The organism is Streptomyces sp. 2114.4, assembly GCF_900187385.1.
Taxonomy (GTDB): Bacteria; Actinomycetota; Actinomycetes; order Streptomycetales; family Streptomycetaceae; genus Streptomyces; species Streptomyces mooreae.
The window spans coordinates 3,358,631-3,371,358 of record NZ_FYEY01000001.1 but is presented as its reverse complement, the minus strand read 5'-3'; the positions used below and the strand labels follow the sequence as shown (position 1 = coordinate 3,371,358).

Below are 12,728 nucleotides of genomic sequence, written 5' to 3'. Positions count from 1 at the left end.
GCCACACCGCCGCGGCGCCCCGGCTACTCCGTATACCGCTACCGATGGCGCTACCGCAGCACCGCCACGGCCACGTCGTACACCGCTACCGGCACACCGCCATGGCTATGCCGTATACCGCTCCCGCAGCGACGCCTTGAGCACCTTGTTCAGCGGCCCGCCGCGCGGCAGCTCACCGACGATCTCCAGCTGCTCCGGCAGCTTCTGCGTCATCAGCCCGGCCGCCCGCAGATGCGCGGTCAGCCCGTCCAGGCTCAGCGGCGGCGCGGCCGGATCGGCGGGCGTGACCACCGCGCACACCCGCTCGCCGCGCTCCCGGTCCGGCAGCCCGATCACCGCGGCGTCCGCCACCGCCGGGTGGGTGCGCACCAGCTCCTCGATCTCCTGCGCGGAGATGTTCTCGCCCTTGCGGATGATGATGTCCTTCAGCCGCCCGGTCAGCACCAGATGCCCGTCGGGACGCAGATACCCCAGGTCACCGGTGCGGAAGGAGCCGTCGGGGGCAAACGCCGCGGCGGTCAGCGCCGGGTCCGTGTACCGCCGGAAGAGCATCGCCCCCTTGAGCGTCACCTCACCCAACTCCCCGGTTCCGGCCTCGCTCCCGTCCGGCAGGACGATCCGAACCTGCGCCCCCACCACCGGCTTGCCCACGGTCCGCGCCAACTGCTCATCGCTGTCGTACGGCGTGCCCATCGTGATCATCGGGCACTCGGTCATGCCGTACCCGTGCACGATCGCGCAGCCCAGCTCCCGCCCGGCGGCCGCATACAGCTCCGGGGGCATCGGGGCCCCGCCGCCGGACAGCAGCCGCAGCGAGGGAATCAACCGCCCGGCCCGCGGCAGCCGCTGCCGACAGCGCCGCGACTCATCGAGAAACGCCTGGTAGAAGGCGGTGCTGCCGCCGGCCATCGTCACCCCGTGGCGCCGGTAGACGGCGGCCGCGCGGCCCGGCTCGAAGCTCTCCAGAATGACTGCGGGAAACCCGCTGACCAGCATGGCGATGACATAGTCCGGGCCGGCGATATGCGCGTAGGGGAAGGCGATCGAGCCGATGTCGTCCGCGGACATCCCGAGCGCGGTGGCCAGTCCGATGCCACCGGCGAGGAGAGTGGCGTCGGTGTGCTCGACGCCCTTGGGCGACGAGGTGGTGCCCGAGGTGTAGTAGACCCAGCTCGCCCGCCCGGCGCCACCACCTTGCCCCTCGTCCTCTCCCGGCCCGTCGTCTGCCGCCCGCCCCTCGCCCGCTCCGGCAGGGGCACCCCACGCGCCCGGCTCCCCCTGCGGCAACGCCCCCGGGTCCCCCTGCGGCAACCCGCCCGCCACCGAGACCACCCGCACCCCGTCCCCGGCGAGCTTCCGCACCATCGCGGTGTGGTCGAACCCCCGCCACACGCCCGGTAAGAGCACGAACTCCGCCGCCGACTCCGCCAGGATGAAACCGACCTCGCGCTCCCGGTGCAGCGGGATGACCGGCGTCTGTACGGCCCCGAGCCGAGCCAGCGCCAGCGAGGCCACCACCGTCTCGATCCGCGTCGGCAACTGCCAGACCACCCGCGTCCCGGCCCCGATCCCCAACTCCCGGAACCCGCCCGCCACCCGCAGCGCCTCGTCGCGCACCCCGTCGAAGGTGACGCTCCGCCCGTCCCCGTCGAAGAACATCGGCGCCCCGCGCGAGACCCGCGCCCGGTACTCGACCAGTTCCCAGAGCGTGTGAATACGGGAGGGTTCGAACACGGCGCGCCTCCTGGCTGTGAGCAGGGCGGAACGTGGCCGGGCCCGGCGGGAGCACCGGGGGCGGATGGCGCGACTGTAGCAGCGAACTGACGAACCGTCAGTCAAGTGTGGAAGGGATCTGCGCGGCAGGTGGAGCGGCTGCCGGAAACCGAGCGGGCCCGTCGCGGCGCGACGGGCCCGGGCCCCGTGCAGGGGCGGTGCTGCGTTCGGTCAGTGCTGGACGGACCCCTGGGGCGCGACCGGAATGTGGTTGTCGGGGGTGGCCACGTTGGCGGCTATGGGCATGGTGCTGTCCTGGGCCGCGAAGCCCGGGGCGGCGGGGGTGTGGCTGTCGGCCAGGGCCGGAGTCGCGGCGCCGCCGGCGGCAGCGGCCGCAAGGGCGACGGTAACGAGCGTGCGCGTGAATCGGGTCATCTGAACTCCTTGAAGGGGCGATTCATGAACAACAGAAGCTTGCCGGTCATAGGCCGTACATTCGATCAGGTGTCCTGAAATAGCTGCTGAATGAGGGGAATTGCCAGCCGGTCGCCGCGGCGCCGGCCCGGGTCCCCGCAGCAAGGACCCTTCTGCGCCGACGCACGCAGAAGGGGCCGACTTCGATGACTCCCCCCTTGGAATGTCATCGAGGCTGGCCCCTTCGGTCCCCCCTGATCCCCCGTACTTCCCCCGTACTTCCCCCGTTCCCCGAGTCTCGTCCCCCGGGGCCCTCCCGGGTATCCCCCCGATCCCCAGGCTCACTTGACGCCTATGTCGACTACTGCGGGTCGATGATCGGCCGAGTGCTGTCCTTCGCCGTCACGGAGTGACCGTCAGCGGGCGCGGCGGCACCGCCGACGGGACCGCGCTTGTCAGCCGGCTGGATCGGACGGGTGCTGTCCGGCGGCTGGATGGGGCGCGTGCTGTCCATGGGCTGGATGGGGCGCGTGCTGTCCATGGGCTGGATCGGACGGGTGCTGTCCATGGGCTGGATCGGACGCGTGCTGTCGAGCGGCTTGACGACATCCTTCTCGTCACCCGGGCGAGACTGGTTCTCGGTGGCCATACGATCAACTCCTACGTGTGGGCGCTTTTGGAGCACCCGCCCGGCAACTCCCCCGTGGGTCGCCGGACGGGCGAACCGCGGCCGAACACCTTATCGGTGGGGCTCGCTCACCGAGCCGCTTGCCCCCCGAGGCGGCGGATCGGTTGAGAAGAGACTGCCGTGTGGCGATGAACGATCGATAAACGCCGGAAGGGCGTGCCTCGGATGCCGCTACGCGACAGGCATCGAGACGGGAAACCGCTGCGAACCGCTGCCCTGTGGCAGGCCCAGCCTCTTGTGAATCGTCTGCACTTCCTGCTGGCAGACCTGTGCGCGCCCAGTGTGACCGATCTCGCCCAGAGCGCTTCCGAGTACCGCGAGTGCGCTGGCGCGCCAGCGGTCTCCACCGCTACTACGGAGCGCGGCGACCGCCAGTTCAGCGTAGTTGGCAGCCTTCGCAGGCTGATGTGCCGCCAGTTCCACCTCTGCGAGGCGCAGATACGTCATGCCCTCCCAGAACCGCTGCCGGGTGTCCTGGAAGCTGACGAGGGCCTCGGTCAGTTGCTGGGTGGCCTCCTCCAGCCGGTCGGCCAGGGTGAGGGCCATGCCCAGGTTGTACTTGCCGTTGGCCAGCCGTCGCGAGGCACCGCACTCCTCGTACAGCGCGACCCCCTGCTCGGCGAGGGCAACCGCGCTGTCCACCCGGCCGGTGTCCAGATGGACGCGGGAGAGGTTGCAGAGCGCGCTCGCCTCCGACTGCCGGTTGTTGATGTCACGGTAGGAGAGGAGGGCTTGGTTCAGGTAGGCATCCGCTTCCTCGAGCCGACTCTCGATACTGGCGATGATGCCCCGGTCGTTGAGTCCGTTGCAGGCGGAGAAGTCGTCGCCGGCGGACAGCCCGCGCAGCGTTGCCAGCTTTGCGTGCTCATCGGCCTCGCTGAGCCGCCCGGACTGGGTGTAGATGGGGGCGAGGATCCAGTGCACGCGAGCCGCGGCGTGCTGGTCGTCGGCCTTCAACGCGGCGGCGAGCAGGGTGAGACTGGCTTGCTCGAACTGCCGGTTGCTGGCACCGGAGTCGGCCATGTCCCTGGTGAGCACCAGCAAATCGACGGCACGTCGCAGGGAGCCCGGTGCGGTGTTCTGGAGCGCGCAGGCGATCAGGCATCTGGTTTCACTGAACAACCAGCTCATCGCCTCGGAGCGGTCCTCGAAGACCAGCCCGGGATAGTGCGGAGTCTCCATGTGGTCGACCAGGATGTCGCCGGGGCGTTCGAGAGGGTATCTGTGCGCAGCTGTCGCCAGGTAGAAGTCCAGGAGGCGAGACACCGCGGCATCGCGCTCCGCCGGCGGCTGTTCGTCGCGCTCGGCGCAGGAGCGGGCGTAGAGGCGTACGAGGTCGTGGAAGCGGTAGCGTCCGGGTGCCGCGGATTCCAGCAGCGAGGTGTCGACGAGGGATTCCAGCAGGCTCTCGGTCGTATCGCCGTCCATGTCGAGGAGGGCGGCGGCTGCGGCCAGGGAGATGTCCGGGCCGTCGGCCAGACCCAGCAGCCGGAAGGCTCGCGCCTGCTGGGGTTCGAGCTGCCCGTACCCCAGTTCGAAGGTGGCCGTGACGGCGAGGTCGCCGGCCCGCAGTTCGTCCAGACGGCGGCGCTCGTCGGCCAGTTTGCTGGCGAGCACGGAGACCGTCCAGGTACGACGGGAGGCCAGACGGGAGGCAGCGATGCGGATGGCGAGTGGGAGAAATCCGCAGGCGCCGACTACGTCCATCGAGGCCTCGCGCTCGGCGTTCACCCGTTCTTCTCCGACGATGAGAGTGAAGAGGGTGAACGCCTCGTCGGGGCTCATCACATCGAGGTCGATCAGGTGCGCCCCGGCGAGATCTATCATGCGCGCGCGGCTGGTGATCAGCGCTGCGCAACCCTCGGTGCCGGGGAGCAGCGGGCGGATCTGTGCGGCGTCCCGGGCGTTGTCCAGCAGGGCCAGCACGCGGCGGCCGGCGAGGGTGGAGCGGTAGAGGGCGGAGCGTTCCTCCAGGCCGTCGGGGATGGCGGAGTCCGGGGTGCCGAGGGCGCGCAGGAAGGCGCCGAGCACGGCCTCGGGCTCGGCGGGGCTGTGTCCGGCGCCCTGCAGGTCGGCGTAGAGCTGCCCGTCGGGGAAGTGCTCGCGGGCGGCGTGGGCCACATGCACGGCGAGGGTGGTCTTGCCGACACCGCCGATGCCGGTGAGTGCGGAGACCGCCATCACGCTGCCCTCGGTGGTGGCGAGCCGGTCGCCCAGCTCGGCGACGAAGGGGGTGCGCCCGGTGAAGTCGGCGACGGTGGCAGGAAGCTGTTGGGGTCGGACGAGGCCATGGTCGGCGTGGTCCGCGCCGTCGCTGAGCGTCAGGGGCGCGTCCAGGTCGGCGTCCGCCCGGAGGATCCGCTGCTGGAGTTCCGAGAGCGAGGCGCGGGGCTCGACGGCCAGTTCCTCGTCGAGGAGTCGACGGGTGTCGGTGTAGACGGCCAGCGCCTCGGCCTGCCGGCCGCTGCGGTACAGCGCCAGCATGAGGAGTTCCCGCAGTCGCTCGCGCAGTGGGTGGGCGGCGGTGAGGGCAGTCAGTTCGGAGACCGCCTCGGCGTGGCAGCCGGCCTCCAGGTCGAGTTCGAGGCGCGTCTCCTGGAGAGTCAGCCGCCACTCGTCGAGACGGGTGCGCTGAGTGTCGGCGTAAGGGCCGGCAAGGCCGGCCAGGGGCTCGCCGGCCCACAGTGCGAGCGCGTCGTCGAGGAGCTTGCGGGCGCGGCCGCGATCGCCGGCGGTCTTGGCCTTTTCGGCCTCGGCCGCGTACTGCTCGGCATGGTCCAGGTCCAGGTCCAGCGGGTGGCCGTCCACGGAGCGGATCGCATAGCCGCCGGACTCACTGACCAAGGCGGCTGCGTCATCACCCAGCGCCTTGCGGAGCCTCGAGGCGTACGTACGCAGTGCGGCGAGCGCGGCGTGCGGCGGTTCGTCGCCCCACAGCGCGTCGACAAGCTCGGGTGCGGTGGCGGTACGGCCGCCGCGCAGCAGCAGTGCGGCAAGCAGCGCACGCTGCTGCGGGGAGCCCGCCGCCAGCGGTGCATCGCCGCGCCAGGCCCGCACGGGACCGAGCACGGAGAAGCGGAGCCGCCCCCGCCCCTGTCCCGGACTGTGGTCCATGTGTCCCCCTGCCTTGTGCCATCCGTTCGTACCGTTCGCATCGGTTCACCGTGCGCAACGGTCAGTCTGCCTTGTCCGGGCCCCTTACGTCAGTAGGGGTCCGGAGCATGCACAAAGCCTCCTCGGGTGATCAGGAGGTGTATGCGCCAGTGCACAAGGAGGCGCGGAAGGTCCGCTTCCGCGCGCCCTCTGGCCGGTAGTTGCCCCTGTGCGCCCTAAATGCACCGCGCCCTGCCCTTCCGCTGCTCGGGCCGCACTCCGTCCTGCTGCTGACTCTTTCCAGCAGCGCCCCTTGTCCACGTTCCATTCCCGGACGCAATACTGACGGACCGTCAGATCAGCGCTACCGTATCCGCCATGGAGACCTTCCCCAAGATCATTTCGGTGGACGACCACACGGTGGAGCCCCCACACGTCTGGCGGGACCGGCTCCCGTCGAAGTACCGCGACACCGGCCCGCGCATCGTCCGGGCGCCCGTGAAGGAAATGACCTTCGTCGGCGGAAAGTTCGCTCCAAAGATGGGCGACCCGTCGGACGACGGTCCGATAGCCGACTGGTGGGTCTACGAAGACCTGCACCGGCCGCTGACCCGCCTCGACACCGCCGTCGGCTGCTCCCGCGACGACATCAAGCTCGAAGGCATCACCTACGAACAGATGCGTCCGGGCTCGTTCAGCGTGCCCGAACGGCTGGCCGACATGGACGTCAACCACGTCCAGTCCGCGCTCTGCTTCCCCACCTTCCCCCGCTTCTGCGGTCAGACCTTCACCGAGGCCAAGGACCGCGAACTGGGGCTGCTGGGCGTGCGTGCGTACAACGACTGGATGGTGGAGGAGTGGTGCGGCCCGCAGGCGCAGGGGCGGCTGATCCCGCTGACCCTCATCCCCCTCTGGGACGCGGAGCTGGCGGCCGCGGAGGTACGGCGCAACGCGGCCCGTGGCGTACGGGCGGTCTGCTTCAGCGAGATCCCGCCGCACCTGGGGCTGCCCAGCATCCACACCGACTACTGGGACCCCTTCCTGCGCGCCTGCGACGAGACCGGCACGGTCGTCGCGATGCACATCGGCTCCTCGTCGAAGATGCCCTCGACCTCGGCCGACGCCCCGCCCGCCGTCGGCTCCACGATCACCTTCGCCAACTGCTGCTTCTCGATGGTGGACTGGCTGATGAGCGGCAAATTCGACCGCTTCCCGAGCCTGAAGGTGATGTACGCGGAGGGTCAGATCGGCTGGATTCCGTACATTCTCGAACGCGCGGACGTGGTCTGGGAGGAGAACCGCGGCTGGGGCGGCGTCGCCGACAAGGTCCTCCGCCCGCCGTCCGAACTCTTCACCGAGCACGTCTACGGCTGCTTCTTCGACGACGCCTTCGGTCTGCGGAACCTGGACGCGATCGGCGTCGGCAACGTCCTCTACGAGACGGACTACCCGCACTCCGACTCGACCTGGCCGAAGTCGAAGGAGGTCGGCGAATCGCAGATGGGACACCTCGCGCCGGACGTCGTGGAACGGATCGTCCGGGGGAACGCGATGTCGCTGCTGGGGTTGACGGGGGAGGGGCTGTGGGGGCCGTCGGCGGGGGGAGCCTGAGGGGGCGAGGGGCGAGGGGCGAGGGGTGACGGGGGCGGGGTCGGCTTCGGGGCCCGTGGGCGGTCTGCCCCGCACCCACCGCAGCAGCGGTTTTCACAAGGGATCAACAAGGTGAGACCGGCCCCGTACTCTGACAGTGACGAGCTGCACAGAGAGGGGCAAGGCTGTGTCTTCAGATGCCACGCCGTCTTCAGATGCCACGCCGGACCCGTTCGCCGAGCCGGTTGCCTTTGGTCAGCGCATGCAGATCCTGCGGACCCGTAGAGGGGTGAGCCGCAATGTCCTGGCCGGGCTGCTGGGGAAGTCGCCGAGCTGGGTCAAGCAGATCGAGGGCGGGCGCCTTCAGATGCCCAAGCTGCCCATGGTCTTGCGAATCGCGGAAGTCCTCAGGGTCAGGGATCTCTCCGAACTCACGGGTGATCAGTCGAGGGCGATCGCCCTGTTCGCCGGGCCCGGACACGTCCGACTTCCCGCGGTGCGGGCGGCCCTCGATACGTTCCCCTTGACGACGCGACAGGAAGCTCCCCCGCCGGCGCACCTTCGAGAGCGCCTTGTCCGCGCATGGGCTGCCCGGCATTCCGCGCCGAACCATCGCGACGTCATCGGGGCTCTCCTGCCGGAGCTCATCCGGGACGCGCAGCTGGCGGCAGGGCAAGCCGATACGGCGAGCGAGCGGCGAGTGGCGCAACGACTGCTGTCCGAGGCGTACAGCCTGAGCCAGTTCTTTCTCGCGTACCAGCCGGATGCGTCACTGCTGTGGCGGGTCGTGGAGCGCGGAATGATCTCCGCCCAGGAATCCGAGGACCCGCACACCATTGGTGTCTCGGCATGGCTGGCGACGCAGGCGCACCGTGACAGCGGGCACGCACACTTCGACGCTGCCGACGCGGTGAATCTGGAGACGCTTCGCTACCTGGAGGCGTTCTTGCCGGATGCGACCGACGATGTGCTCGCCATTGCCGGAGCGCTGCAATTCGAGGCGGGATATACCGCAGCCCGTCGGGGGGACACCGGAACCGCCTGGCGATATTGGGATTCGGCACGTGCCATGGCGGAGCGGCTACCCGTCGATTACTACCACCCCGTGACCTCGTTCTCCCAAGGCGTCATAGGAGCCCACGCGGTCACCGTCGCCGTCGAGTTGCACGCGGGCGCGGAGAGCGTGCGCCAGGCAGCCGCTGCGGACACGACGACGATCCCCTCCCGGCCCCGGCGTGCGCGACACCGGATCGAGGAAGCACGCGGCTACCAACTCGACGGACAGGCGGAGGCCGCCTTGGCAGCCCTGGGCAAGGCGTACGAGGCGGCACCGGAAACGGTCCGGTACAACGGCTATGCGCGACGCATCGTTCTGGAAGAAGCGGATTCCAAGAGCCCGGCCCAGCGGCGCCGGGCGAGCGAACTCGCGGTCAGGATCGGCACCTTGGCAGCCTGAACAAGGGGGCACAAAGTGTGCCCCCTCTCCCTCCTCAGGGCCCCTACGGTCAGTCCTCGTACGTCTGCCGAATGCCCCCGCGGCCGCGTCAATGGCTGCCCGGGTCATGGCCAACCTGAGGAAAGCAGGTCGACATGCCGCACTGTATCGCCCGTATCTTCGAGCCGCTGTTGCGGTTATTGCTGCCGCCGCCAGGCCGCCGCCGGACAGCGGGGGCCTATCCCGAGGGGCCCCGCGCCGTTGCGACGGCCGGGCGCCTGGCGCGAGAGCCGGTCGTGCGGGGCGAGGGCACCGTCATGGTCCGGCCGTATCTCGTGGCGCATGAGCGGAGGCCGACATACTGGACGGTCGGGACGTGACCGCTGTGCAGCTGCGATTCCTTTCCTGTCAGTTGGCTTCGGCGTTGCGGGACGTATGCCGCGTGGCGGAAAGCAGAGGGGCGCGGCTGGCCGCGTCGGACGGCGGCTGCGGCTCTTCCTGTGGCTGACCCCGTCGCTCCACCCCTTGGTCCCCCACCCCTTGTCTGATGCCGCCCCAGGCACGACGATGTCCCGCGCAAGCTATGTGACGATCCGTCAGGTATGGCTGGAGGGCTTGTGGTGGACGGCGTGTGTGGTGGGGTGTGGCGGCCCGAGTCGGGGCGGCTGGTGTACGGCATGCAGTTGCCGGTGCAGTCGCAGAGCACTCTTTTCGCGGAGAGCTGGGAGGCCGCGGCGGGGCCGGTCGAGCTGGTCGCGATCGCGCGGGCCGCCGACCGGTACGGGTTCGCGTATATCGCCTGCTGTGAGCACCTGGCGATCCCGCGGCGGCTGGCCGAGGCGATGAGCACCGTCTGGTACGACCCGGTCGCCACGCTCGCGCATCTGGCCGCCGTCACCGAGCGGGTGCGGCTGCTCAGCCATGTGGCGGTGGCCGGGCTGAAGCATCCGCTGGTCACGGCCAAGCAGTACGCGACGCTCGACCGGCTCTCCGGTGGGCGGCTGATTCTGGGGGTGGGGGCCGGGCACGTAACGGAGGAGTTCGACGTGCTCGGAGTGGACTTCGAGCGGCGCGGTGCGGTGCTGGACGAGACGATGGACGCGCTGAAGGTGGCGCTGGGGCCGGAGGAGTTCCCGAAGTTCGCGGGGGAGCGGTTCGCGTTCGAGGGGCTGGGGCAGGCGCCGCGGCCCGTGCAGACGCCTCGGCCGCCGCTCTGGGTGGGCGGATCGTCGCCCGCCGCCGTACGCCGGGCCGCGGTGCGCGGCGACGGCTGGCTGCCGCAGGGTGACCGGCGGGCGGAGCTGCCCGGGCAGATCGGGAAGCTGCGGAGGCTGCGGGCGGCGGCCGGTGTCGATACGCCGGTCGTGATCGGCGCCATCGCCGAGCCGCTGTACGTCGGCGAGCCGGGGTGGGAGGTCGGCCGGCGGACCCTGTCCGGGGCGCCGGAGCGGATCGCACAGTCGCTGCGGGAGTACCGGGCGATGGGAGTGGATCAGATCCAGGTGCGGTTCCGCAGCCGGGGATGTGACGAACTCAGGGATCAGATGGCGGCGTTCGGGACGGATGTGGCGCCGTTGCTGAACGGCTGACCGCCAACCGTTCGGTAATGGCCGCTCGCCGCTCAGCGTTCACCACTTACCACTCACCGTTCACTACTCATTACCCACCACTCACCGCTGTCCGCTCACGGCCGACGGAGCGGAACCGGCGGCGGCGTACTCACCAGCTAAGGAGTGCAGGCATGGGCAAGCTCGACGGGCGGGTTGTCATCGTGACGGGTGCGGCGCGCGGGCAGGGTGAGCACGAGGCGCGGCTGTTCGCCGCGGAGGGCGCGAAGGTGGTGCTCGGGGATGTGCTCGACGCGCAGGGTACGGCGCTCGCCGAGGAGCTGGGGGAGGACCGGGCCCGTTTCGTTCACCTGGATGTGACGCAGGAGGCGGACTGGCAGGCCGCGGCGGTCGCCGCCAAGGAGGACTTCGGGAAGATCGACGGGCTGGTCAACAACGCGGGGATTCTTCGGTTCAACGAGCTGGTGTCGACGCCGCTGGCGGAGTTCCAGCAGGTGGTGCAGGTCAACCAGGTCGGCTGCTTCCTCGGGATCCGTACGGTGGCGCCGGAGATCGAGGCGGCGGGCGGTGGGACGATCGTCAATACGGCCTCGTACACGGCCCTGACGGGCATGGCCTTCGTCGGCGCGTATGCCGCGACCAAGCATGCGGTCCTCGGGCTCACCCGGGTCGCCGCGGTGGAGCTGGCGAGCAGGAAGATCCGGGTCAATGCGGTGTGCCCGGGGGCCGTGGACACCCCGATGACCAACCCCGCGGCGCTGGATCCGGGCGCGGATCCGGCCGAGTCGAGGCGGGCCGTGGACGAGCTCTACCGGAAGCTGGTGCCGCTGGGCCGGATCGGCCGGCCGGAGGAGGTCGCCAAGCTGGCGCTCTTCCTGTCGTGCGAGGACTCGTCGTACATCACGGGGCAGCCGTTCGTCGTGGACGGGGGCTGGTTGGCGGGGGTCAGCGTCATCTGACTGAGCGTCAGGTAGTGGGGTGGCGGCTCTTGACGGCCTCCGTGCGCGGTGGAACAGTCGGCACATCTGATCTGACGGTACGTCAGAAATCGCTGAATGGCTCAGGGACGGTGAACCTCCTTGGAATTCGGGCTCTTTGTACAGGGATACGTGGGCAAGCGGGCCGAGACCGACCCGCTCGCGGAGCACAAGGCGCTGATGGAGGAGACCGAGTACGTCATCCAGGCGGACAAGTCCGGCTTCAAGTACGCCTGGGCCTCCGAGCACCACTTCCTGGAGGAGTACTCGCACCTCTCCGCCAATGACGTCTTCCTCGGCTACCTGGCCCATGCGACCGAGCGGATCCATCTGGGGTCCGGGATCTTCAACCCCCTCGCCCAGGTCAACCACCCGGTGAAGGTCGCCGAGAAGGTCGCCATGCTCGACCACCTCAGCGAGGGCCGCTTCGAGTTCGGCAGCGGGCGGGGCGCCGGCAGCCACGAGATCCTGGGGTTCCTCCCGGGCATCACCGATATGAACCACACCAAGGAGATCTGGGAAGAGACCATCGCCGAGTTCCCGAAGATGTGGCTCCAGGAGGAGTACGTCGGGTTCCAGGGCAAACACTGGCAGCTGCCGCCGCGGAAGATCTTCCCCAAGCCGTACGGGGCCGCGCACCCGGCGATGTGGTACGCGGCCGGCTCCCCGTCCTCGTACGCCATGGCGGCGAAGAAGGGACTGGGCGTCCTCGGCTTCAGCGTGCAGAAGGTCTCCGATATGGAGTGGGTGCTGGAGCAGTACAAGACCGCGATCCGGGAGGCCGAGCCGGTCGGCGGCTTCGTCAACGACAACGTGATGGTGACCTCGACCGCGATCTGTGCCGAGACGCACGACAAGGCGGTGGAGATCGCGGTGGGCGGAGGGCTCAACTACCTCCAGTCGCTGGTCTTCCGCTACCACGACACCTTCCCGCGGCCCGACGGCATCCCCGAGTGGCCCGAGCTGCTGCCCGACTACACCACGGAGGTCATCGAGCTGCTGATCGCCGAGGAGCTGATGATCTGCGGCGACCCGGACGAGGTGCTGGGTCAGTGCAAGCGCTGGGAGCAGGCCGGGGCCGACCAGCTGAGCTTCGGGCTGCCGATCGGGATCTCGTACGAGGACACGATGAACACCGTCAAGCTCATCGGCGAGCACGTGATCCCGAAGATCGACACGGATCCGGTGCACCGGACGACCCGGTTCCGTCAGGCCGCGGGCAGCTGAACCCACGGAATTCCGCCCAGGGG

General features: G+C 69.7%; 9 protein-coding genes. 5 read left to right on the top strand and 4 right to left on the bottom strand.

Going from position 1 to position 12,728, the window contains the following annotated elements:
• Positions 1-105: 105 nt before the first annotated feature.
• The 4 genes from CFW40_RS14600 to CFW40_RS14585 form a co-directional block, all read right to left on the bottom strand.
• Entirely contained in the window at positions 106-1,734 is a 1,629-nt protein-coding gene (locus tag CFW40_RS14600) for a class I adenylate-forming enzyme family protein (RefSeq protein WP_088798334.1), read from the bottom strand.
• A 210-nt stretch (positions 1,735-1,944) separates the two neighbouring features.
• Entirely contained in the window at positions 1,945-2,148 is a 204-nt protein-coding gene (locus CFW40_RS14595; protein ID WP_088798333.1) for a hypothetical protein, read from the bottom strand.
• 340 nt (positions 2,149-2,488) lie between these two features.
• Positions 2,489-2,776: a laminin G gene (locus CFW40_RS14590; RefSeq protein ID WP_088798332.1), complete on the bottom strand. Its 288-nt coding sequence runs from the start codon at positions 2,774-2,776 to the stop codon at positions 2,489-2,491.
• 210 nt (positions 2,777-2,986) lie between these two features.
• The gene (locus CFW40_RS14585) at positions 2,987-5,929 is read right to left on the bottom strand and encodes a BTAD domain-containing putative transcriptional regulator (protein ID WP_088798331.1); all 2,943 of its coding nucleotides are present in this window, start codon (positions 5,927-5,929) and stop codon (positions 2,987-2,989) included.
• Between the two features lie 357 nt (positions 5,930-6,286).
• On the opposite strand from CFW40_RS14585, the gene CFW40_RS14580 reads away from it, so the two are divergent.
• From CFW40_RS14580 to CFW40_RS14555, 5 genes are all read left to right on the top strand, one after another.
• Complete coding sequence (locus CFW40_RS14580; protein ID WP_088798330.1) at positions 6,287-7,519, top strand: amidohydrolase family protein; 1,233 nt, start codon at positions 6,287-6,289, stop codon at positions 7,517-7,519.
• Positions 7,520-7,685: 166 nt separating this feature from the next.
• The gene (locus tag CFW40_RS14575) at positions 7,686-8,954 is read left to right on the top strand and encodes a helix-turn-helix domain-containing protein (RefSeq protein ID WP_256331463.1); all 1,269 of its coding nucleotides are present in this window, start codon (positions 7,686-7,688) and stop codon (positions 8,952-8,954) included.
• 581 nt (positions 8,955-9,535) lie between these two features.
• Positions 9,536-10,522 (top strand): TIGR03619 family F420-dependent LLM class oxidoreductase, encoded by a 987-nt coding sequence (locus CFW40_RS14565; RefSeq protein WP_088798327.1) that lies wholly within the window; start codon positions 9,536-9,538, stop codon positions 10,520-10,522.
• Between the two features lie 152 nt (positions 10,523-10,674).
• Positions 10,675-11,460 (top strand): SDR family NAD(P)-dependent oxidoreductase, encoded by a 786-nt coding sequence (locus tag CFW40_RS14560; protein ID WP_088798326.1) that lies wholly within the window; start codon positions 10,675-10,677, stop codon positions 11,458-11,460.
• Between the two features lie 120 nt (positions 11,461-11,580).
• Positions 11,581-12,705: an LLM class flavin-dependent oxidoreductase gene (locus CFW40_RS14555; protein ID WP_088798325.1), complete on the top strand. Its 1,125-nt coding sequence runs from the start codon at positions 11,581-11,583 to the stop codon at positions 12,703-12,705.
• The last annotated feature ends 23 nt before the right edge of the window (positions 12,706-12,728 follow it).